This window comes from Arcticibacterium sp. SM2516, assembly GCF_057914865.1.
Map to the genome: position 1 here is coordinate 4,482,987 of NZ_CP195290.1, position 21,688 is coordinate 4,504,674.

General features: G+C 39.3%; 20 protein-coding genes. 12 read left to right on the forward strand and 8 right to left on the reverse strand.

Features of this window, described 5'->3' with window-relative positions; all coding sequences use genetic code 11:
- The first annotated feature begins 245 nt into the window (after positions 1-245).
- From ACSBFT_RS18555 to ACSBFT_RS18565, 3 genes are all read left to right on the forward strand, one after another.
- Complete coding sequence (locus ACSBFT_RS18555; protein ID WP_489601976.1) at positions 246-2,363, forward strand: outer membrane protein assembly factor BamB family protein; 2,118 nt, start codon at positions 246-248, stop codon at positions 2,361-2,363.
- 119 nt (positions 2,364-2,482) lie between these two features.
- The gene (locus ACSBFT_RS18560; protein WP_463046352.1) at positions 2,483-2,785 is read left to right on the forward strand and encodes a type II toxin-antitoxin system HigB family toxin; all 303 of its coding nucleotides are present in this window, start codon (positions 2,483-2,485) and stop codon (positions 2,783-2,785) included.
- 1 nt (position 2,786) lies between these two features.
- Positions 2,787-3,149, forward strand: a complete 363-nt coding sequence (locus ACSBFT_RS18565; RefSeq protein ID WP_463046353.1) for a helix-turn-helix domain-containing protein — start codon at positions 2,787-2,789, stop codon at positions 3,147-3,149.
- Positions 3,150-3,236: 87 nt separating this feature from the next.
- Here ACSBFT_RS18565 and ACSBFT_RS18570 read toward each other — a convergent pair whose 3' ends face one another.
- Entirely contained in the window at positions 3,237-3,548 is a 312-nt protein-coding gene (locus ACSBFT_RS18570; protein WP_463046354.1) for a DUF6787 family protein, read from the reverse strand.
- Positions 3,549-3,740: 192 nt separating this feature from the next.
- On the opposite strand from ACSBFT_RS18570, the gene ACSBFT_RS18575 reads away from it, so the two are divergent.
- On the forward strand, positions 3,741-4,685 hold the full coding sequence (locus ACSBFT_RS18575) for a glycosyltransferase family 2 protein (RefSeq protein WP_463046355.1): 945 nt from the start codon (positions 3,741-3,743) through the stop codon (positions 4,683-4,685).
- A gap of 26 nt (positions 4,686-4,711) precedes the next feature.
- Entirely contained in the window at positions 4,712-5,557 is an 846-nt protein-coding gene (locus tag ACSBFT_RS18580; RefSeq protein WP_463046356.1) for an AraC family transcriptional regulator, read from the forward strand.
- Here ACSBFT_RS18580 and ACSBFT_RS18585 read toward each other — a convergent pair.
- A complete protein-coding gene (locus tag ACSBFT_RS18585; protein ID WP_489601977.1) occupies positions 5,554-6,264 on the reverse strand; it encodes a 2-phosphosulfolactate phosphatase in 711 nt (236 codons plus the stop codon). The two genes, ACSBFT_RS18580 and ACSBFT_RS18585, sit on opposite strands and share 4 nt — an antisense overlap.
- 23 nt (positions 6,265-6,287) lie before the next feature.
- Positions 6,288-7,784, reverse strand: coding sequence for a zinc-binding dehydrogenase (locus ACSBFT_RS18590; RefSeq protein WP_489601978.1), 1,497 nt, complete (start codon positions 7,782-7,784; stop codon positions 6,288-6,290).
- Between the two features lie 272 nt (positions 7,785-8,056).
- Here ACSBFT_RS18590 and ACSBFT_RS18595 point away from each other — a divergent pair, with 272 nt between their 5' ends.
- From ACSBFT_RS18595 to ACSBFT_RS18605, 3 genes are all read left to right on the forward strand, one after another.
- The gene (locus ACSBFT_RS18595; RefSeq protein ID WP_463046359.1) at positions 8,057-8,728 is read left to right on the forward strand and encodes a thioredoxin family protein; all 672 of its coding nucleotides are present in this window, start codon (positions 8,057-8,059) and stop codon (positions 8,726-8,728) included.
- 83 nt (positions 8,729-8,811) lie between these two features.
- Positions 8,812-9,636: a nucleoside triphosphate pyrophosphohydrolase gene (gene mazG, locus ACSBFT_RS18600; protein ID WP_489601979.1), complete on the forward strand. Its 825-nt coding sequence runs from the start codon at positions 8,812-8,814 to the stop codon at positions 9,634-9,636.
- 113 nt (positions 9,637-9,749) lie between these two features.
- Positions 9,750-10,577 carry a hypothetical protein gene (locus tag ACSBFT_RS18605; protein ID WP_489601980.1) on the forward strand — a complete coding sequence of 276 codons (828 nt, stop codon included), beginning with the start codon at positions 9,750-9,752 and terminating at the stop codon, positions 10,575-10,577.
- On the opposite strand, the gene ACSBFT_RS18610 is transcribed toward ACSBFT_RS18605, so the two are convergent.
- On the reverse strand, positions 10,574-10,768 hold the full coding sequence (locus ACSBFT_RS18610) for a YqaE/Pmp3 family membrane protein (RefSeq protein WP_463046362.1): 195 nt from the start codon (positions 10,766-10,768) through the stop codon (positions 10,574-10,576). The genes ACSBFT_RS18605 and ACSBFT_RS18610 overlap by 4 nt on opposite strands.
- A gap of 71 nt (positions 10,769-10,839) precedes the next feature.
- Positions 10,840-11,931: a Gfo/Idh/MocA family protein gene (locus ACSBFT_RS18615; RefSeq protein WP_489601981.1), complete on the reverse strand. Its 1,092-nt coding sequence runs from the start codon at positions 11,929-11,931 to the stop codon at positions 10,840-10,842.
- A 164-nt stretch (positions 11,932-12,095) separates the two neighbouring features.
- Between ACSBFT_RS18615 and ACSBFT_RS18620 the strand changes: the two genes are divergently transcribed.
- On the forward strand, positions 12,096-12,503 hold the full coding sequence (locus ACSBFT_RS18620) for an ATP-dependent zinc protease family protein (RefSeq protein WP_489601982.1): 408 nt from the start codon (positions 12,096-12,098) through the stop codon (positions 12,501-12,503).
- Positions 12,500-13,375 (forward strand): 30S ribosomal protein S6--L-glutamate ligase, encoded by an 876-nt coding sequence (gene rimK, locus ACSBFT_RS18625; RefSeq protein ID WP_463046365.1) that lies wholly within the window; start codon positions 12,500-12,502, stop codon positions 13,373-13,375. Before ACSBFT_RS18620 ends, rimK begins: the two co-directional genes overlap by 4 nt.
- 1 nt (position 13,376) lies before the next feature.
- Here rimK and ACSBFT_RS18630 read toward each other — a convergent pair whose 3' ends face one another.
- Positions 13,377-14,195, reverse strand: a complete 819-nt coding sequence (locus ACSBFT_RS18630; protein WP_463046366.1) for a ZIP family metal transporter — start codon at positions 14,193-14,195, stop codon at positions 13,377-13,379.
- 110 nt (positions 14,196-14,305) lie between these two features.
- Between ACSBFT_RS18630 and ACSBFT_RS18635 the strand changes: the two genes are divergently transcribed.
- Entirely contained in the window at positions 14,306-15,067 is a 762-nt protein-coding gene (locus tag ACSBFT_RS18635) for a hypothetical protein (RefSeq protein WP_489601983.1), read from the forward strand.
- A gap of 186 nt (positions 15,068-15,253) precedes the next feature.
- The gene (locus ACSBFT_RS18640) at positions 15,254-16,201 is read left to right on the forward strand and encodes an N-acetylornithine carbamoyltransferase (protein ID WP_489601984.1); all 948 of its coding nucleotides are present in this window, start codon (positions 15,254-15,256) and stop codon (positions 16,199-16,201) included.
- A gap of 270 nt (positions 16,202-16,471) precedes the next feature.
- On the opposite strand, the gene ACSBFT_RS18645 is transcribed toward ACSBFT_RS18640, so the two are convergent.
- Complete coding sequence (locus ACSBFT_RS18645; protein WP_463046369.1) at positions 16,472-18,010, reverse strand: SulP family inorganic anion transporter; 1,539 nt, start codon at positions 18,008-18,010, stop codon at positions 16,472-16,474.
- 130 nt (positions 18,011-18,140) lie between these two features.
- A complete protein-coding gene (locus ACSBFT_RS18650) occupies positions 18,141-21,593 on the reverse strand; it encodes a pyruvate carboxylase (protein ID WP_463046370.1) in 3,453 nt (1,150 codons plus the stop codon).
- Positions 21,594-21,688: the final 95 nt, after the last annotated feature.

The following is a 21,688-nucleotide window of genomic DNA, read 5'->3' on the forward strand; positions in this document are numbered from 1 at the left end:
AGGATAGCTAAAGCGTACGGGAGAGAGGAGCGAAAATCAAACTTTTTTTTCATTAGGAAAATTATTGTTGTCGGGCTGTATTAAGCCATTTCATGTTTATAGCTCATATCGTGCCATTCTTTCGTTAAATAAAACCAACATCACTTGTTGAGAAATCAGTTATATTTATCCAAAGCTATGAAATTGATTTTATTTATCAATTCAGAGCAGTGCTATCGAGCCAATATTATTCAAAAACAACCCTAATGAAACAGTTTCTTCTTTTTACTTCAGCTCTTTTACTTTTCGGTTCTTGTGAAAATACAGATTACGCTAAGTGGGAAAATTATGGAGGGACCAAGGATGCATCCCGATATTCTTCATTGGAAGAGATTAATATAGAAAATGTTAAAAATTTAGATGTAGCATGGGAATATCACACAGGCGATGCCACAGAAAAGTCGCAGATTCAATGTCAACCCATCATTGTCGATAGCATTTTATATGCCACCACACCAAAACTAAGCTTAGTAGCTCTTCATGTATCAACAGGAAAAGAGATTTGGCGTTTTGACCCTTTTGAGGTTTTGGGCGGAGAAAACTCTTGGGCAGGCACCAACCGAGGTGTCACTTATTTTAAGGAAGGCGTTACACAACGAATTCTTTTTAGTGCAGGAAGTTTTTTGATGTCCGTAGATGCTTTAACGGGTAAGCCTGATTTGAGTTTTGGAGACAAAGGAAAAGTAGACTTGCAAATAGGTTTATCTGATGACCCAGAAGAGCAATTTTTGGTGGTCTCTAACACACCAGGAATTATTTATGGAGATAAGATCATTATGGGAATGCGTCTTTCTGAAGGTCTGGATGCAGCACCTGGGCACATTAGAGCATATAATGTAAAAACGGGTAAGCAAGAATGGATTTTTCATACCATTCCTCGGAAAGGAGAGCTAGGTTTTGACACTTGGGACGAGAAGTTTGTGGATAAAATAGGTGGAGCAAACAACTGGGCGGGTTTGACACTGGATGAGGAGCGAGGCATTGTGTATGTGCCCACGGGTTCGGCCACCTATGATTTTTGGGGTGGATTCAGAAAAGGAGATAACCTTTTTGCCAATAGTTTAATAGCTTTAAATGCTACTACGGGAGAGCGAGTTTGGCATTATCAAATTGTTCATCATGATGTTTGGGACAGAGATATTCCTTCAAACCCTAATTTGGTTACCATAAATAAGGATGGTAAAAAGATTGATGCCATAGCACAAATCACAAAACACGGTTTTGTTTTCGTTTTTGATAGAGCAACTGGAGAGCCTGTTTTTCCGATTCAAGAAAAGAAAATAGTAGCAAATACAATGGATGGAGAGTTCCCTTCGCAAACGCAACCTATTCCTACGTTGCCAATGGCTTTTATGCGTCAACGTTTAGAGAAATCCGATTTGCTTAGTCTTACGCCAGAGCTAGCTGCCGAAACCAAAGAAATGATTAAGGGAGTTGAGTATGGCAATATGTGGTTGGCACCAAGCCAGCAAAGGCCCTTTTTGCTTTTCCCGGGTTTTGATGGCGGCGGAGAATGGGGGGGGGCTGCCGTTGACCCAGAAAGTGGCATTATGTATGTCAATGCCAATGAAATGCCATGGCTCATAGAAATTATTCCTAATGAGGCGGCAAAACTTAAAAAAGGGGAGATTAACGGAAGTAGCATTTATGCAAACAACTGTGCAAACTGTCATGGAGCCGATAGAAGCGGAAATGTTCCCGCTTTTCCTAAGCTTATTGGTATTTCGGGGAAATATTCGGAAGAGGGAATTCATAAGATCTTAAAAAGTGGAAAGGGTGGCATGCCAGCGTTTAGACATTTGCCGCAGCAAGAAAGAGACGCCATTGTGAATTTTTTATTGGACAAAGAGGAGAAAGGCGTCAAAAAGGAAATGAGTGGAGGGAAAGAAAAGTTGATAACGCCTTATCTGATGAACGGCTATAAGAGGTTTTTGACCAAAGACGGTTACCCAGGAATAAACCCGCCATGGGGTACTTTAAACGCCATTGATTTAAACTCAGGTAAGATTCTCTGGAAAACGCCTTTAGGCGAATTTCCAGAGCTAACCGCCAAAGGAATTCCTATTACAGGAAGAGAAAACTATGGTGGGCCAGTGGTCACTAAAGGAGGTTTAATTTTTATAGGAGCTACAGAAGACGAAATGTTTAGGGCCTTTGACAAAAAAACAGGAAAGGTGCTTTGGGAAACAAAATTACCTGCGGGCGGTCATGCCACGCCAGCTGTTTACGAATGGAAAGGCAAGCAATACGTGGTGATTGCCTGTGGAGGAGGAAAAGGAGATAAAAGTGGAGATTCTTATGTGGCGTTTGCTTTGCCGGATTGATTGTCCTTTCAGTCTTAAAGTTTTGTTTTGGATAAACAAATATTGATAGTATTCTAAAACTAACAAAAACCCCTAAAGCCTGTTCCAAATATTGGAACTTTTGTTAGCTTTGTATGTTTATGAGAATAATCGCAAAGAGTACTTTAAAGAACTGTTGGGAAACGCATCCTGATTCAAAAACTGGTTTACTTTCTTGGTACGAAAAAATGAGTTCTTTTAACTACAATACGCCACAGGAGGTGATTGCTGATTTTAAAGGTGCTGATTATGTAGGAAATGAAAGAATAGTTTTTAACATCGCCAAGAACAAATTTAGGCTAATTGTTGCCTTCAATTATGAGTTTAGAGCGTGTTGGGTAAAGTTCGTAGGCACACATAAGGAGTACGACAAAATAGATGCAAAAACGATAGAACGTTACTAATATGGAAGACTTTAAAATAAAGCCAATAAAAAACGAAGTTGAGTATAAAGCAACTTTAAAGGCACTTGAAAAAGTTTGGGACGCAAAACCTAATACCAAAGAGGGTGATGTTTTTGAGTTACTTGTATTAGTGATTGAAAAATATGAAGCGGAACACTATCCAATGCCACAGCTGGATCCAATAGAGGCGATCAAGTACAAGATGGAAGAAAACAACTTGACCCAGAAAGATTTAGTGAAATATTTCGGTACAAAATCAAGGGTTTCAGAGGTTTTAAATAGGAAGAAACCATTGACGCTAAAAATGATAAAATCACTTTATAAAAACTTCGGTATTCCTGCAGAAACCTTATTGGCTTCTTGATTAAAATAAAGAGTAGTTTTTTTGAATCTGCTGAGGAGGAAAGAGCGACAAGTCGGGAGATTCATATGTGGCGTTTGCGACGCCTAATCAGTCCTCCGGAAAAAACTTCTTAAAGCCAATTCTGCGAAGCATCTTCTTTTCAAAAGCCCAAAAGAATTTAAATTGACCAAATACCCATCCTACAAGCGGTAAGGTTAGTTGATAAATTGGGAAGATTAAGAGGATTCTAAAGAACAAATAAAGAATGTATGGCTCCGTAGTTTCTGGACTTAGGCCAAAAAATGCGGTAACAGGTTTGGCTACCCAAGTGGCAAAAGAGCCGTTAATAGAAAATACGACTATAATGGCCAATACCTGCCAGTTTGATGTTAAGCCCCAACGTTCCTTAAGTTTCTCCATGATCATAATTGTGGGGCAAAAGTACAATTTCAAAAGAAAACTAGGCTTATTTACTTTGGTTTTGTTAGAACATCATTAATTGCATTCAGAATATGATGAACAGAATACATAAACTGGGTTAAAGCATTCTGTTAAAAATTAAACCACATTCTTAATTTCTCTATTTTTGCAAAGCATCTTTAATAGCATATAATGATTTCTATCGTAATTCCGATTTTTAATGAGGAGGAAAACATCCCTAACCTCTATGCACGACTAACCGCCGCAGCACCTTCCTGGAAGGAAGATTATGAGATTGTGTTGGTGGATGATGGTTCATCTGATGGTTCGCTAGAAATCATAATTGACCTGATAGAGAAAGATGCCCGTGTGCGTTTAATCAAGCTGTCTAGAAATTTTGGACATCAGCCGGCTATTTCGGCAGGTATTCAGGAGGCCAAAGGCGACGCCGTGGTTATTATGGATGGCGATTTACAAGACCCGCCAGAAGAGCTTTATAGGTTTTTGAATAAATGGCGTGAAGGCTATCACGTGGTTTATGCCATAAGAACCAAAAGGAAAGAGGGCTTTTTCAAAAGACTGGCTTACGCGGCTTTTTATAGAATGTTGGCTGCTATTTCAGACATTGACATTCCACTTGATTCAGGTGATTTCTGTGTGATGGATAGAAAAGTCGTCAATGCGATTGTCAAAGAAATGCCGGAGCAAATCCGTTTTGTTAGAGGTTTGCGTGCCTACGCAGGTTTTAAACAGATTGGCGTTAAATACGAAAGAGCCGAAAGAGCTGCAGGAGAAGTGAAATATACTTTCAAAAAGCTACTAGAATTAGCCTTGGATGGTCTTTTTGGTTTCTCAAATGTGCCGCTAAGACTGGCGACATACTTTGGTTTCATAATCGCCATACCATCGTTTATAGTAGGTTTTTTCTTTGTGCTTCACAGAATGATAGGCTTTAAAGTATTGGGACATACGCCTGCAGAAATTCCAGGAACCACTACTTTGACCGTAGGAATGTACTTTTTAGGAGGGGTTACTTTGATTATTCTTGGAATCCTTGGAGAGTATATTGGCAGAATTTACATTGAAGTAAAAAGAAGGCCATTTTTTGTGATTGATGAAATCCTTGAGAAAAAGTAACATCGTTTTTTAATAAAATGTTGTAAATGCTAAGAGTACCGTCAGAAATAGCGGCAAACCAGTTTGAGTCCCTGAAAATTCAGGAGTTGACTTTTGTGGCTTATAGAAGTGACGTATACCCTTCTAAAAATGAAGTTTTTTTTGAGGAAAACGCGGTAATATATGTATTGGAAGGCGTAAAGAAGTTTGCCAATTCCGAATCGGACGTCACCGTAAGAAAAGGTGATGTATTTTTTATTAGGAGAGGTTATTACCTCATGTCAGAATCTATAGATGAGTCGTACAAAAGCTTAGTTTTCTTTATTGAAGATAAGCTTATCAAAGACTTTGTGGATCAAAACATTGAGCTTTTTCCAGAAGATGGCAAAACTCATTTTGACAATTCCGCCTTATTAGTACTTCATTCAGACGAAAAATTCGGGAAGTTTGCGGAGTCTGTTTTACCTTATTTTAAATCGAAAACGAAATACCTGAATCAGTTTCTGAAGCTTAAGCTACATGAGCTTTTGCTTCACCTTTTGGAGTTTGATAACAGCAATAGACTAAGAGGTTTGTTGAAGCTTATTTATAGAGGAGAAAAAGAGGATTTGGGGTATTTAATGCAGAATTACTATTTGAAACCTTTTACCATAGGCGAGTTGTCAAAACTATCTGGCAGAAGTCTTTCAGGGTTTAAAAGAGATTTTCAAGAGCAATTTCATATGTCTCCAGCTTCTTGGATTCGAAATAAAAGATTAAGCAGAGCCGCGTTTTTACTAAAAAATAGCGACAAAAATGTTTCTGAAATAGCCGAGGAGGTGGGTTTTGAGAGCATCTCTCATTTTATAAAAGTCTTTAAAGAGACGTACGGAAAAACGCCCTCCAAATATTAACTTTTCAGATAAAGTTCGTCTCCAACCAAATGAACCACCACCTTAAATTGGTCTTTTTCCAAGCAAAAAGGAATATCTTCTCCGCCTAGGCTCTTCAGTCTTTTCAAATGGCTGGCTCTTTGGAGGTATTCTAACAAATCGTTTTCTGCTGCTTTATAAGAATCTAAAGCCAAATAGGTAGAGTCCTCTTCGTTTTGGTGACTGTCTGCCAAAGATTTCACTAGTGCTCCCGCAAAAAGAATATCCTCTAAACCAGGTCTTCCTTTCCAGCCTGCACATATAACTAAAACATCTTTATCCTGACTTTTTAGATAATCAGAGGTGGGGCTTAAATTAGAAAACGAAGCGACTAAAACCTCGGCGGCAGTGGGTTTTGCCCTGTTAATGGCTAATGTCCCATTGGTAGTGGTCATCGCTATTTTTTTACCTTTAGCATCTTCGGTCATATAGCTAAAAGGAGAGTTGTCAAGGTCAAATCCTGCTATCTTTTGAGCATGTCTTTCACCACCTGCCAAGTAGCCATTTTTTTGATATTCCAGACATTCCGCTACTTCTAGAACTGGTCTAATGCACGCTACACCATTGGCGAGTCCTGCCACCATACAAGATGTGGCTCGAAATACATCCACCACAACGGCTATTTTTCCCGTTAAGTCGTGTTGGTTAATTAACTCAGGCGTAAGGCAAACATCAATGGTTCTTTTCATAGCCGCAAAAATACAAAAGCACTTTAATTTAAAACGCTAATTACCTCTGCATAACACGCGGGTTTTTCAATTCCTTGAATTTCTATGGTGGCTTCTACTATCATTTTTAAACCGCCGTTTTTAGAAATGGAGGCATATTTTAGCTGTCCAGAAAGCCTTATGTAACTATTGGCGGGAACAGGATGAAGGAATCTCACCTTTTCTGTGCCATAATTTATACCCATCTTGGAAAATGGAGCACTGTATATTCCGGCCATTAATTTAGGAATAAGGGATAGCGTTAAGTAGCCATGGGCAATCGTGCTGCCAAAAACAGAAGATTGAGCTCTGTCTTCATCGATGTGAATCCATTGTTTATCTAATGTGGCTTCCGCAAATTCATTTATCATGCTTTGAGTCACTTTTAACCATGGGCTTTTCCCAAGTGGATTGCCTACCCAAGCCAGAACCGATTGCGGACTTTGGAATGCTAGTATTTCAGTTTTTTCTTGTGATTTAGACTGCTGAGGTATAATGCTTTCGCTTTCGGTAGCTTCTTTTGGCGAGCAGGTAATTACTACCGCCTTGCCCGTCACCTTTCGGTTCATTAGGTCATTAAGGGCGTCTATTCCGTTTTCAAGAGGGTAAAGTTTGTAGATATGCGGTTTGATTTTTCCTTTCATGTAGAATACGCCCAACTCCTGAATGTTTTTTATAGAAAGAGCGGGTTGCTCTGAGGTGAATCTGCCCCAGAAAACCCCCATAATAGAGCATCCTTTAAGTAGAGGAAGGTTTAGCGGAATTTTAGGGATATCGCCTCCGGCAAATCCAACGACAAGGTAACGACCGTTCCAAGAGGTGGATCTTACTGCGGTTTCGGTCCATTTATCACCAACAGGGTCGTAAACAACATCCGCCCCTTTTCCGTTGGTTAGCTCCTTTACACGATCTTTTAGGTCTTCTTCTGTGTAATTTATAAGTTCGTCGGCTCCTTTTTCTTTACATACTTGAAGTTTTTCTGCAGTGGAAGCCGCGGCTATTACTCTTGCCCCCATTACTTTTCCTAACTCCACCGCTGCCAGTCCCACGCCACCAGCGGCTCCCAAAACCAAAAGCGTTTCTCCCTCTTGGAGTTTGGCTCTGTCTTTTAGGGCATGGTAAGAAGTACCATAATTATACATGAGAGAAGACGCCGTTACGTAGTCCATACCTTTAGGCATTGGAAAGACTCTTTTAAAATCTACTGCCACTTCTTCTGCAAAACCACCCCAGCCACATAGGGAAAGTACTTTATCTCCCTTTTTGAAACCTTTTACATCATGGCCTACTTCTTTTACAATTCCAGAAACCTCTGCTCCTGGAGAAAATGGTAATTCTGGCTTAAACTGATAAAGGTTTTGAATAATAAGCGTGTCTGGGAAATTGGCACTACAGGCCTTAACGGTAACAAGTATTTCGTTGGCTTTAGCCGTGGGTGCTTCAGTCTCTGTAAAGGTTAAGGAGTCAGGCTTACCATGTTTCTCGCATAAAATGGCTTTCATATTATTCAGGGGTTTTTGATAAAAGTGAGTTCTAGATACGAAAAATTGAACAAAATCTTCAAAGAATTCAAAAAAGGAGAGGTTTTTGTAAATAATAAAATGTTAAGAATCGTTTATAATTTCGGGATGTTATATATTTTGGGCTTTTTGGCAGTACATATAGCAGAGAACCCTAATTGTTTAAACACAATTTTGAGGTATTGAATTTTTAATTGAAAGTTAGATGTTACTTTTAATATAGCTTTCCGCTTGTTAAACCAATGGAATAGAAAATGAAGAAGAATATATTTATAGCATGTTTTGCACTGTTGATAGGTGCTTTCGGGACCTACTTTTTTAAACAGGCTAAGGCCAAAGAAGTAAAACTTGAGGCTTTAGGTTTGCTAGGTCCGCAGCAGTCTGGCTATGCTGTTGGAGATGAAGCCATCGATTTTAAATTGAAAAATGTGGATGGTAGAATGGTGTCTTTAAGTGATTTTAGCTCTGCAAAAGGCTTTATTCTTGTTTTTACGTGTAATCATTGTCCTTTTTCAAAGGCTTATGAGGAAAGGTTGGTGGCTTTAAACTCAAAGTATACACCCTTGGGTTTTCAGCTTATTGCCATCAATCCTAACGACCCAGAGGCTTATGAAGAAGACAATTATGAAAACATGAAAAAGAGAGCTACTGAAAGGGGATATGCCTTTCCTTATCTGGTAGATGACAAGGGTGTGGGTCAAAAATATGGCGTTCAGAGAAATCCACATGCGTATGTTTTACAGAAAAGTGCTGGAAAGTATATTGTGAGATACATTGGAGCTATTGACGACAGTCCGAAAAATGAAGGTTTGGTAGGGAATAAATATGTGGAGCAAGCCGTGGATAACATACTTGTTAACAAGCCTGTGGTTACACAAAATACCCGTCCTATTGGCTGTGCCATGAGCTGGAGAAATAATTTGTAATCTTAGTAAAATATGTGATTTGAAAGAGGGTTGTCCATACGGGCGACCCTTTTTTATTAGATTTGAATCAAAAAAAGAGTAATATGTCAATTCCGTCTTCTCCAAAGTTATTTTCGCCAGAAAGAATGAACCAGCTAGTGGCTTTTGATAGGCTGTTAACTATCATGGACGAGCTAAGGGAGCAGTGTCCTTGGGATAAGAAACAAACGTTGGAGAGTCTTCGCCACTTAACCATTGAAGAAACCTATGAGCTTTCCGATGCTATTTTGGAGGGTGATTTGGAAGAAGTGAAAAAGGAATTGGGAGACATTATGCTCCATATGGTGTTTTATGCCAAAATTGGCTCTGAGAAAAATGCGTTTGATATTTCAGATGTGCTTCACGGAATTTGCGAAAAACTTGTTTCAAGGCATCCCCATATTTATGGTGATGTAAAAGTAGCAAATGAGGAGGAGGTAAAACAAAATTGGGAGAAACTGAAACTAAAAGAAAAGGGCAATAAGTCTGTTTTAGGTGGGGTTCCTACTTCTTTGCCTGCCTTAGTCAAGGCCATGAGAATTCAAGAAAAGGCTAGAGGTATAGGTTTCGACTGGGAAGAAAAAGCTCAAGTTTGGGCTAAGGTAGAAGAAGAGCTTCAAGAGTTTAAAGAGCAGTTTGACACCGAAAAGTCAGAGAAAATAAATGTAGAGGAGGCGGAAGCCGAATTTGGAGATGTGCTTTTTTCATTGGTAAATTATGCTCGATTTATAGAAATAAACCCTGAAACGGCTTTAGAAAGAACCAATAAGAAGTTTATAAAGCGTTTTCAATATTTAGAATCTAAAGCCAAGGGGTCTAACAAAGAATTATCTGATATGACTTTAGCAGAAATGGACGTTTATTGGGAGGAAGCCAAGACCTTAGGTTAAAATCCAATTATTTCCTGTTACAGGAAATAGGTGATTCTCGTAGAATTGGATTGTACCTAATATACCAATACCGCTAACAGTGTGTCGTTTATCTTAAAAGACCATCCATAGCTATGAACAACACTAAACCTTCTTTTATATTTGGTGTATTTACCCTTTCGCTCCTGTTGTTGTTATTGAACGACTTTTATTTTAAGCCGATTTTCCATAACACTTTTACCGGGAAGCTATCAGACTTTGTGGGACTTCTAATATTTCCTTGGTTTTGGAGTTTGCTCTTTAGAAAGTATGAAAAATGGATATACATCGGCACCGCCTTATTATTTGTTTTTTGGAAGTTGGAGCACTCATCTGCCCTTATTTATGCTATTAATCAGCTCTTCGGTCTAGGTTTGGGTAGGGTTTTAGATTGGACAGATTTGTTTGCTTTGTTGGTTTTACCTATTTCGTATAAGTGTTATATCATTTCTCAAAAAAGTGTTGGTGGTTTAGGCAATTTCATGAAATATGCCTTTTCTTTCTTGTCCGTTTTTGCATTTTTCGCAACTTCCCAACCCCAAATATATGTGGAACCCAATTGGGAATTTAATACGATCTATACGCTACCTTTTTCAAAAGAAGAACTGTTGACAAAAGAAATGAGATATCAAGGCATCGATACACTCGATGTTAATCCATTAGACCATAATGAATTTAGGATAAGATATGATGGTGAATTTGTTCTTGTTTTCAATGCTACCATCCAAGAGAAAGATAGCATTACTTCAGAATTGACCTTGAATAAACTTTTAAGTTATACTAAAAGAGGCGTTTCTAGTGAAAAGAAAGATGGATTGAACAAACAGCAGTTTTTAGGGTATTTCGAAAACGAGGTTATACCGATGCTAAGCAGAGGCGTTGTGGATTATCCTAGTTTTACTTATTTAATTGTAGAGCCTTAGGCCCTCATTCTTCGATTCATACGCCTATACCTTGTTTCATTTTTACCATCTACCCTAGAAGCTACGGCCCAAAGTGCCGCTGGAAGCCACCCTATTAGGGTGAGTTGAAGAAATAAACACAGTATACCTCTGAGAATTTTACCTCTTAAGAAGAAGGAGAGCCAAGGCAAAAGAACAGCAATTAATATCATAGCTTTATAATTATAAGTCAATATTAACAGCTGTTCTTTAAATTATGGACAAGATTTTGATGAACGGTTGATTAGAGTTTTACTTCACAGCCGCCATTAGCTCCAGATTTCAAAACGGCTTCCACCACCCTGATGTCTGCCAAACCTTCCTCTCCGGGGCATAAGTAGTCAGTTTTATTTATGATGGCTAGAGCGTCGTCATCCATTTGCAAGGGTTGCTGGCGATCTATAGGCGTATAGATTTGAGTACCGTCAGACATGCTTCCTTTGTTTCCGCCATAGCCAGACTGTGGTTCCATTTTAAGCCAGCCTTTCTCGTAATTAACTTGTAGGTAATTCATGCTGACACCAAAGCTAGAATGACAAGTAGCCATAGCCCCGCTTGGAAACTCTAATACATAAACGGCTGTTTCTTCAACTTCGTGATAAATGTCTGGTCTGGTGGTCATGATATGTGCCTTAACAGAAATAGGCTCTTCACCAGAAGCGAGTCTGGCTCCTTGGATGGCATAAACGCCCATGTCACCCATAACACCACCACCCATGGCTTTTTTCTGTTTCCAATGGTCTGTTCTTCCCTCAAAATATCCAGCGGCCGAGTTAATCATTCTTACTTTACCAAACTTTCCTTCCCTCATTACTTTTTGGTAAGCCTGAATATTAGGATCGTGCTGGCATCTATAACCTATGGATAAACCCACCTTGTTTTTGTTACATGCGTCTATCATGGCTTGACAATCTTTTTCAGAAGGAGCCATTGGTTTTTCACACCACATGTGTTTGCCTGTTTCGGCACCTCTTACGGTATATTCTCTATGCATGGAAGGTGGAAGAACCACATAAATAATGTCAATGTCTGGGTTGTTGGCTATTTGGTCATAGTTGTCGTAACTGTAGATGTTTTTATCAACGATACCATATTTTTGTTGCCATTCGGGTATCTTGGAGGGGGTTCCTGTTACTATTCCCTTTAGTTCACAATGTTTAGTGTTTAACAAGCCAGGGGCGATCAGATCTTTACTGTAGTATCCTAGACCCACTAAAGCTACACCGAGCTTTTCCTTTTTAGGTCTGGTGGCGGCTAGAAGTACATTGGGAGAAAAGGCGGTGGCAGATGCTGCAATGATTGTATTCCTTACGAATGAGCGACGACTTGAATTCATGTTTTTTTTTGTTTCAATTGAGATACACTTATTTAAAGATACTGTCTATTACGCCTAATTTCAAAATTGAAACGGGAGAGGAAAAAATATTTATAAGAAAAAAGAGACAGAGGCAGACGAATTGATAAAAGTGAACTACTTTTCGATCTGAAACGAAAGAAGGATTGAAAACCATAGGAAGAAATGAATGGATAGACTTACCAGAATTAGGTCTATTTCATGTAAAAGCTAAAATAGATACAGGGGCATATACCTCTAGCATGCACTGCGAAAATATAGAAGAAAAGGAGAACAGTATTTCTTGTCAATTTCTTAATCCAGATAATCCTGAAAATGGAATTCAAAACATCATTTTTACTGAGTTTAGTAAAAAAAGAGTTAAAAGTTCAAATGGTATAGAGGAAGAAAGATATTTGGTTTCGACAGAAATAACTATTGGCTCTGAAACTTCAAAAATTAAACTCACTTTAACAAACAGAAAAGATATGAGATCGCCACTTTTGCTCGGAAGGAAATTTTTGAGAAAAAAGTACATAGTTGACGTATCTCATAAAAATATTTTAAATAAATGAAGATTGTAATTCTTTCTAGAAATGCGAATTTATATTCTACCAAGAGATTAAAAGAGGCGGGCGAACAACGGGGTCATGAGGTCTTGATTATTAGTCCGCTAAAGTGCGATCTAGTTATAGAAAAAAAGAAACCTCAAGTTTTTTATAATGGGGCTTTTATAAGCGATGTGGATGCTATTATTCCTAGAATTGGGGCTTCGGTTACTTTTTATGGTACAGCAGTTGTAAGGCAGTTTGAAATGATGAAAGTCTTTACTACCATTGAGTCTCAGGCCTTGGTAAGAAGTAGAGATAAACTACGAAGCCTTCAAGTATTGGCAAGAGCGGGATTGGGCTTGCCTAAAACTGTTTTTACGAATTACTCTAAAGACACTGAGCGGATTATTGATAAAGTAGGAGGAGCTCCGTGTATTATTAAGTTATTGGAAGGTACCCAGGGTGTAGGCGTGGTTTTGGCGGAAACCAAAAGTGCTGCTACTTCTGTTTTGGACGCTTTTCAAGGTTTACAGGCCAGGGTTATTGTCCAAGAGTTTATTAAGGAGGCCAATGGCTCAGACATTAGGGCTTTTGTGGTTGATGGCGTAATAGTTGGAGCAATGAAACGCCAAGGAAAAGAAGGTGAGTTTAGATCTAACCTTCACAGAGGAGGTACGGCAGAAGTCGTGGAACTTACCGATGAAGAAGAGAATACAGCTTTAAAGGCCGCTAGGGTTTTAGGGCTTGGAGTCGCTGGAGTAGATATGTTAAGATCAAACAGTGGTCCTAAGATTATGGAGGTTAATTCTTCTCCGGGCTTAGAGGGCATTGAAAGAGCTACAGGTAAGGATATTGCAAAATCTATTATACGTTATATAGAAAGAAACGTTGAGTAAATTACCCAAGAGCTACATCTAAAAACATCATGACGGCAAAACCTATCATAGCTCCTATGGTAGAAAGGTCTGTTTGATCTCCTGTTTGGGAAGTAGGAACAAGTTCTTCTACCACAACGAATATCATGGCACCGGCAGCAAAAGCTAGAGCATATGGAAGTATTGGTGTAACATGAAGCACTAGTAAAGCTCCTAAAACGCCAGCAATGGGTTCTACCATGCCCGACATCTGACCATAGTTGAATGCTTTTAGTCTAGAAAAACCTTCTCTTCTTAATGGAACAGAAACGGCAGCTCCCTCAGGGAAGTTTTGTATACCAATGCCTATGGTTAAGGCTATAGCACCAGTGAGAAGACCCATGTCTGGGTTAAGGGCTAATGCACCAAAAGCAACGCCCACCGCCAAGCCTTCGGGAATGTTATGAAGTGTAATGGCTAACACCAATAGAACACTCCTTTGCCATGATGTTTTTATGCCTTCTGCCTTATCCATGGAACGGTTAAGATGAAGGTGAGGAAGTGTTTTGTCTATGCCATAAAGAAATGCTCCTCCTAGTAAGAATCCCACCACTGCAGGTATCCACCCATCGGTTCCGTTTTCTTCTGCCATTTCAATAGCTGGAGCCAATAATGACCAGAAACTGGCCGCTATCATGACGCCTGCGGCAAACCCAAGCATCAGATTTAAGGCTCTTTGATCAATTTTTTTAAAGAAAAAAACGAGACTCGCACCAAGGGCAGTAAGAGCCCAAGTGAAAAGTGTGGCGATGAGTGCCAGAAGAACGGGGTTATAATCTAGAAGGAAGGATAACTTGTCCATTAATTTAGATAAATCTAAAAATATTATTTGAAAACCCGAAGATACAAACTATTTAGAGAACTTTCATTAAAACAGCATTATAACGATATTTGAGCAACATTTAATGATATATGAAAACAATAATAACACTCTCTTTTATCTCTTTTTTAAGCCTTAATCTATCCGCACAAAACATCTTATCTCAGAATTGGTTGACGCAATCTAGACATTCAGATGTAGACATTAGTGTAGGAGGAAGAACGGCAATGTATGGTTTGACCAGTGGTGGGTCAGATGTCAATTCTAAGTACTTTTGGGAAGAAGAATTCCAAAAGGGTGCTGTTTATTTTTACCAGCAACAATATAGCGTTCCGGGTGGAGAAACGGTTGAGCTTGATAGCTTGCTTGGAGTGGAAATGAGGTTTGACCTCTGGAATAACAATGTGGAGTTCAAGTTCGGTGAAGAAATTAAAATTATTGAAACCAGCAAGGTTTCTAATATACTTAGCTTGAATGACGATGATGAGGTATCTCAATTTATTAATCCCAAAGAGTTTGAGAGCAAGAATGTGAAAGGCTTTTTCGAGCTTTTAGGTGCAAAAGATGATATTGCGTTTCTTAAGTCTAAGGAAATCACTGTGCAAAGAGGTGATTATAACGCCGCTCTGGATATTGGTAGCAAAGATCCTATTATTACCCAAAAAGAACATTTTCACTTTTGGGATGGCAAGTCTAAAACGTTAGTGCCTATTGATTCTAAAAAGGAAGCAATGGCTTTAGTGAGCTCTTTAGGGATTGATGGAAAACACTATTTCAAGAATTCGAAAAATAGGCTAAAAGAAGACGAAGACTATAAGAAGCTAGCTCATTTCATTTTTGAAACGAGTCGTTAGTAGAAAAACACTTTCTCCTTAAATAAAATTATTCGCCGCATCTCTTTAGAGTTGCGGCGTTTTTGTAGTGGTCTTACCAACGGCTTATTGGTAGATTTGACCACTTTGTCTTATTTGTTTAAGGAGAAAGTGTTCCGTAAATGGCATTCTGCTAACTTTGTCTCTCTTTATTCAAAAACGCATAAGATGAAACACTTTATAAAGCCTTCAGATGTTCCAAGTATCCAAGATTTAGTAAATGAAGGAATAGCCCAGAAGGCAAATCCTTTAGCAAATCGAACTTTGGGTAAGGATAAGACATTGGTTCTTTTATTTTTTAACTCGAGTTTGAGAACACGTCTCAGTACGCAAAAGGCTGGAATTAATTTGGGCATGAATGTCATTGTGATGAACGTGGGTTCAGACAGTTGGCAATTAGAGTTTGAAGATGGCGTAAGAATGAACGGTAACAAAGCAGAGCATATTAAAGAGGCTGCTGCGGTTATTGGTCAATATGCAGACATTATAGGGGTGAGGGCATTTGCGGGTCTTACAGACGCCGAGGAGGACTATAAAGAGTTGGTTTTGGAAAGCTTTCGAGCGTTGTCAGGAGTGCCTATTGTGAACTTGGAATCTGCCACCAGACACCCATGCCAGTCATTGGCAGATTTAATTACAATAGAAGAGTTAAAAAGTAAGACAAGACCTAAGGTGGTGTTGACGTGGGCTCCACATATTAAGCCTTTGCCACAGGCGGTAGGAAACTCGTTTGCCGAGTGGCTTAACCAGACAGAATACGATTTTGTGATTGCTAATCCAGAGGGTTATGACCTGGCTCCCGAGTTTGTTGGAAACGCCAGAGTAACCCATAATCAGGCAGAGGCTTTTGAAGGAGCAGATTTTATCTATGCAAAAAACTGGTCTTCATTTACAGACTATGGTAAAGTACTGCCAGGAAATGAGGATTGGATTATCTCTGAGGAGAAGATGGCATTGACAGATAATGCCAAATTTATGCATTGTTTACCAGTGCGTAGAGGTCTGATAGTGGAAGATGCCGTTATTGATTCCGTAAACTCTGTGGTCATTCAGCAGGCTGGAAACAGGGTTTGGTCTGTTCAAGCTGCCTTGAAGAAGATTTTGGAGGATTTGTAGAACGTTTGATTTTTTTTATAGCTATAAAACTAAAGAATCCCCTTTCTAATTTATTTAGGAAGGGGATTCTTTTATGAAAACTGGTTCGCTTTAACTCGCTTTATGCATTAGGCAATCTCCCGATTTTATCGGGACCGTAGCTAAATTGGTTCAAATCAGTACGTAAACCTATTTAAACTCAATCACCATAGCGGTGCTATGCTAATTTCCTTTAATTATCTGATTTATTGTACTTTAAAACTCATAACGATAACCCAGCATAATTCGGGTTTAAAGCTCCACAGCCACTTTATAAGTAGGATCTTCAATAATGTTTACATCGATGATGTCCTCAGCATTGGCTAAAAGCTTTCTACAGTCAGGGCTCAAATGTTTTAAATGAACTTCTTTTCCTGCTTTTTGATAGCGTTCTGTTAGTTTATTTAAAGCTTCAATGCCAGACATGTCGTTTACACGGCTTTCTTTAAAGTCTATAATCACTTGGTCCGGGTCGGAGTGAACCTCAAATTTATCGGTGAAGGCCTGGGTGGATGCAAAGAAAAGCGGGCCATAAATTTCGTAATGTTTTACGCCATCATTATCGGTATATTTTCTAGCTCTAATTCTTTTTGCATTTTCCCAAGAGAATACCAAAGCAGAGATAACCACACCTATAAGAACTGCCAAGGCTAGATTGTGTAAAAGAACGGTAATCGCTGCTACCAGCATTCCTACCAGAATGTCATGATTTGGCATTTTACCTATCACTTTAAAGCTGGCCCATTCAAATGTACCTATGGCCACCATAAACATAAGACCAACTAGAGCTGCCATAGGCATTTGCTCAATATATTCTGCTCCAAACATTACAAACACCAATAGCATTACAGATGCCACAATTCCGGAAAGCCTAGCCCTGGCTCCTGAAGAAATGTTGATAAGACTTTGTCCAATCATAGCACAGCCACCCATTCCAGAGAAAAAGCCAGTGACCGTATTTGCCAATCCCTGAGCAATAGCCTCTTTGTTACTTCGTCCTCTTGTCTCTGTAATTTCATCAATTAGATTTAACGTCAACAAACTTTCAATAAGACCAACACCTGCCACTATCAGAGCGAAAGGGAATATGATGCTAAGCGTTTCTAGGTTATAAGGTACTTCTGGAATATGGAAAGGAGGGAAGCCTCCGCTTATAGAACTGATGTCTCCCACGGTTTTCGTCTGTAATCCAAAACCAATCACAATGGCTGTTATGACCAAAATAGCCGTAAGGCCTGAAGGGACTACTTTAGTTAGTTTAGGAAGTCCCCAAATAATCAACATCGTTAAGAGTACTAAACCCACCATTTGATACAGCTGAACCCCTTGCATCCATTCTAATGTGCCATCTAATGCTGGAACCTTAAAAGAGCTCAGTTGAGCCATAAAAATGACAATAGCCAGACCGTTTACAAAACCGAACATCACAGGATGTGGTACTAATCGGATAAATTTTCCTAGCTTAAAGAGACCGGCTGCCATTTGAATAATACCCGCAAGGATTACCGTAGCAAAAATATATTCTACGCCGTGCATTTTGGCTAAGCCCACAATGACCACCGCTATCGCCCCTGTAGCCCCAGAAATCATTCCAGGTCTTCCACCAAATACTGAGGTTATTATTCCTATGGTAAATGCGGCGTAAAGTCCTGTAAGAGGATGTAACCCTGCAATTAAGGCAAAAGCAATAGCTTCGGGAATTAAGGCCAAGGCTACCGTTAGTCCCGATAATATTTCGTTTTTATAATCAACCTTCTGTTTCAGGTCGAAAAGAGCAAATACTTGACTCATTTATTATGGTTTGTTATTTTCTATTAAGAATCTATAATTAAAATTGGCAGTTTCCATTTCACAACTTCGCACCCTGACGGACGAAAAGCTGCAAAATGAAAACTGCCAAGCTTATACTTTTTTCCTGCTATTACGCTTTTTCTATCTCTACTACCCAGTCGTCTTGCTCCACCACAGAACCTTGTTCTAGCTGTACAGAAGCTATCACTCCTTCAAAAGGAGAAGCTACAATAGACTCCATTTTCATGGCTTCGATAACAAATAGCGGCGTATTTTTAGCGACCTCATCACCTTTTTTAACCAGTATTCTAGAGATTCGACCTTGAAGCGGAGCTCCAATATCACCTTCTTTACCGATTTTCTTATTGGTAGGTTTTGTAACTTTAAGAGCTCTGTCTCTCACTCGGATTTTTCTTGCTTGTCCGTTAAGGTCAAAACTTACATTTCTTTTACCTTCTTCATCTGGTTCAGAGGTATAAAGGTATCTTACTAGAATAGTTTTACCCTCCTCTATTTTCACCATGATCTCCTGATTCTGATGCAAGCCATACCAGAATGCATGAGAAGGAATTAGACTAACGTCACCAAACTTCTCTCTGTTTTCGTGAAAGTCTTCGTATACCTTATCATAAAGTTTGTAAGATAAGAAGTCTAAGTATCCGTCACTGTTTGGGAAATCTATCTGAAATTGTTTGAACTCCCCTTCTAAGTCTAAAGGCTCCAAATGAGCGTTTGGTCTCTCTGTGTAAGGTTTTACATCCTTAAGGATAATTTTTTGTAGTTTTTCTGGGAAGCCACCATAGGGCTGACCTAGATCTCCTTTGAAAAATCCTTTGACAGATTCTGGGAAAGACATGGTATCACCTTTTTTGAAGATGTCGTCTGCGTCTATGCTATTAGAAGTCATAAACAAGGCCATATCACCCACAACTTTAGAAGAAGGCGTTACTTTAACGATATCTCCTAGAAGGTCATTTACAGTGCTATAATTTTGTTTCAATAAGTCAAACTTGTCTCCTAAACCCAATGAGATAGATTGTGATTTTAAATTTGAATACTGACCTCCTGGCATTTGATGGGTATAAACCTCCGCACTTCCAGACTTTAAACCAGATTCAAACGGATAGTACATTTCTCTTACATCTTCCCAGTAATTAGAGTACTGATTTAGCTTTGCAAGATCTATCTCACACTCACGCTCGCTGCCTTTTAACATGGCCACAACAGAGTTAAAGTTTGGCTGAGAAGTAAGTCCAGAAAGACCACCAAGAGCACAGTCAATAATATCTACGCCTGATTCGGTAGCTTTTAAATAAGTAGCAGGCTGAATAGAAGCGGTATCGTGCGTATGCAAATGTATTGGCAAATTCACGGCCTTTTTCATTTCTCTAACCAGAACCTCTGCGGTATAAGGTTTTAAAAGCCCAGCCATATCTTTAATGGCAATAATATGAGCTCCTTCATCTTCTAGCTGGCGAGCCATGTCTAGATAATATTGAAGGGTATATTTTTTCTGGTTTGGATCCAGCATTTCACCCGTGTAGCAAATCGCTGCTTCTGCCAGAGAGTTGGTTCTTTCTCTTACCGTTCTGATACTCAACTTCATGGATTCAATCCAGTTCAGCGAATCAAAAATTCTGAAAACGTCAATGCCGTTTTCAGCAGATTTCTCAATAAAGCTTTCTACCAAATTGTCTGGATATGCGGTATATCCTACGGCATTAGAACCTCTTAAAAGCATTTGAAGAAGCATGTTTGGCATGGCCTCTCTAAACTCCTGAAGACGTCTCCATGGACTTTCGTAAAGAAAACGCATGGCGACATCAAAAGTGGCTCCACCCCAAACTTCCATAGAAAATAGCTGAGGGAAGTTTTTTGCAAAACCTTCTGCCACGGCCATCATATCTGTAGTTCTAACTCTTGTAGCTAGTAAGGACTGATGCCCATCTCTAAAAGTGGTATCTGTATATAAAATAGACTTCTGCTCTTTTACCCATTGTGCAAATTTATCTGCACCCATGCTTTCTAGCCTTTGCTTATTACCGTTTGGATAGGGCTCAAAAGGATCAATTAAAGGAACCTTAGGAAGTTCAAAGTCTCTTTTTTCAACTTTCCCTAAAGTTGGATTTCCGTTCACAATCACATCTGCCAATAGGCTCATAGCTCTTGTTGAACGATCTTTAGGTTTACGAAATTCTAATAAATCTGGGCGATTCGCTATAAAAGTTACCCTTGCATTTCCTTTTTGGAATTCTAAGTCGTTGATAACATTGCTCAGGAAAGGAATATTGGTTTTAACACCCCTGATTCTGAATTCAACTAAAGCCCTTGAAAGTCTTTGAGCCGCACCTTTAAGGGTTCTTCCTCTAGCGGTCACTTTCACAATCATAGAGTCAAAGTAAGGAGAAATTTTCATGCCAGGGTAGGCACTTCCTTCGTCCAGTCTTATTCCAAAACCAGCTGCATTTCTGTAGGCTATGATAGTACCAAAGTCTGGTTTGAACCCGTTAGCAGGGTCTTCTGTGGTAATTCTACACTGGATGGCGTACCCTTTAAGAGGAACTTCATCCTGGTTGTGTATGTATATGCCGTTATCAGAAAGTTTGTAGCCCATGGCTATCAACAACTGAGTTCTTACGATATCAACGCCTGTAATTTCTTCTGTAATGGTATGCTCTACCTGAATACGAGGATTAACTTCAATGAAATATACGTTTTCCTCTTTATCTACTAGAAATTCTACTGTACCCGCATTAGAATAGTTTACGGCCTTACCCATTTTAATGGCGTATTCGTAAAGTTTTTCACGCGTTTCTTTCTTTAGCCCTATAGAGGGAGCTATTTCAATAACCTTTTGGAACCTACGCTGAACAGAGCAGTCCCTTTCATAAAGGTGTATGAGGTTCCCGTGTTTATCACCTAAAAGCTGTACTTCAAGGTGTTTAGGGTCTATGACAAATTTCTCAAGGAATACTACGTCGTTTCCGAAAGCCGTCTTGGCTTCGTTTTTTGCTTCTGAGTAGGCTTTTGGGAATTCTTCTTCGCTGTGTACTACACGCATTCCTCTTCCTCCTCCACCAGCCACGGCTTTGACCATCATAGGGAAGCCTATTTCTTTTGCTTTTTCTAAAGCAAACTCTGGGGAAGGAATGTCTCCTCTATAGTCAGGAATCAAAGGAACTCCTGCTTTTACCGCCATGTTTTTTGCAGCAACCTTGTCACCTAAAGCATCCATAGCTTCTGGTTCTGGGCCTACAAAGATGATACCCTCAGCTTGGCATTTTCTTACCAATTCCACGTTTTCCGACAAAAAGCCATAACCTGGATGAATGGCATCGATTTTTTTCAACTTGGCCAGTTGAATAATACCATCAATATCTAAATAAGGTTGCAAAGCCTCTTCGTTTGCACCTATTTGATACGCTTCATCCGCTTTATAACGGTGCAAAGAATACCTATCTTCATAAGTATATAGTGCAACAGTGGTTATACCTAACTCTGAGGCCGCCCGCATGATACGAATGGCAATCTCTCCTCGGTTAGCAATTAATAATCTCTTTATTGGTTGTACGTAATCTTTCATCTAAGAGGATGGGGTAAAATCGAAATATATTGACGTTAATTATAGGAATTAACATTATAAAAACTAACGAAGTTAGCAGTAGCTACTAATTCTAT

What these genes read in the sequence shown, in the direction of transcription:
- mazG (WP_489601979.1), top strand. Translation starts at nt 8,812, where the DNA reads ATGTCAATTCCGTCTTCTCCAAAGTTATTTTCGCCAGAAAGAATGAAC.
- rimK (WP_463046365.1), top strand. Translation starts at nt 12,500, where the DNA reads ATGAAGATTGTAATTCTTTCTAGAAATGCGAATTTATATTCTACCAAG.
- ACSBFT_RS18590 (WP_489601978.1), bottom strand. Translation starts at nt 7,784, where the DNA reads ATGAAAGCCATTTTATGCGAGAAACATGGTAAGCCTGACTCCTTAACC.
- ACSBFT_RS18650 (WP_463046370.1), bottom strand. Translation starts at nt 21,593, where the DNA reads ATGAAAGATTACGTACAACCAATAAAGAGATTATTAATTGCTAACCGA.
- ACSBFT_RS18635 (WP_489601983.1), top strand. Translation starts at nt 14,306, where the DNA reads ATGAAAACAATAATAACACTCTCTTTTATCTCTTTTTTAAGCCTTAAT.
- ACSBFT_RS18560 (WP_463046352.1), top strand. Translation starts at nt 2,483, where the DNA reads ATGAGAATAATCGCAAAGAGTACTTTAAAGAACTGTTGGGAAACGCAT.
- ACSBFT_RS18595 (WP_463046359.1), top strand. Translation starts at nt 8,057, where the DNA reads ATGAAGAAGAATATATTTATAGCATGTTTTGCACTGTTGATAGGTGCT.
- ACSBFT_RS18580 (WP_463046356.1), top strand. Translation starts at nt 4,712, where the DNA reads ATGCTAAGAGTACCGTCAGAAATAGCGGCAAACCAGTTTGAGTCCCTG.
- ACSBFT_RS18645 (WP_463046369.1), bottom strand. Translation starts at nt 18,010, where the DNA reads ATGAGTCAAGTATTTGCTCTTTTCGACCTGAAACAGAAGGTTGATTAT.
- ACSBFT_RS18605 (WP_489601980.1), top strand. Translation starts at nt 9,750, where the DNA reads ATGAACAACACTAAACCTTCTTTTATATTTGGTGTATTTACCCTTTCG.
- ACSBFT_RS18615 (WP_489601981.1), bottom strand. Translation starts at nt 11,931, where the DNA reads ATGAATTCAAGTCGTCGCTCATTCGTAAGGAATACAATCATTGCAGCA.
- ACSBFT_RS18570 (WP_463046354.1), bottom strand. Translation starts at nt 3,548, where the DNA reads ATGGAGAAACTTAAGGAACGTTGGGGCTTAACATCAAACTGGCAGGTA.
- ACSBFT_RS18610 (WP_463046362.1), bottom strand. Translation starts at nt 10,768, where the DNA reads ATGATATTAATTGCTGTTCTTTTGCCTTGGCTCTCCTTCTTCTTAAGA.
- ACSBFT_RS18555 (WP_489601976.1), top strand. Translation starts at nt 246, where the DNA reads ATGAAACAGTTTCTTCTTTTTACTTCAGCTCTTTTACTTTTCGGTTCT.
- ACSBFT_RS18640 (WP_489601984.1), top strand. Translation starts at nt 15,254, where the DNA reads ATGAAACACTTTATAAAGCCTTCAGATGTTCCAAGTATCCAAGATTTA.
- ACSBFT_RS18565 (WP_463046353.1), top strand. Translation starts at nt 2,787, where the DNA reads ATGGAAGACTTTAAAATAAAGCCAATAAAAAACGAAGTTGAGTATAAA.
- ACSBFT_RS18630 (WP_463046366.1), bottom strand. Translation starts at nt 14,195, where the DNA reads ATGGACAAGTTATCCTTCCTTCTAGATTATAACCCCGTTCTTCTGGCA.
- ACSBFT_RS18585 (WP_489601977.1), bottom strand. Translation starts at nt 6,264, where the DNA reads ATGAAAAGAACCATTGATGTTTGCCTTACGCCTGAGTTAATTAACCAA.
- ACSBFT_RS18575 (WP_463046355.1), top strand. Translation starts at nt 3,741, where the DNA reads ATGATTTCTATCGTAATTCCGATTTTTAATGAGGAGGAAAACATCCCT.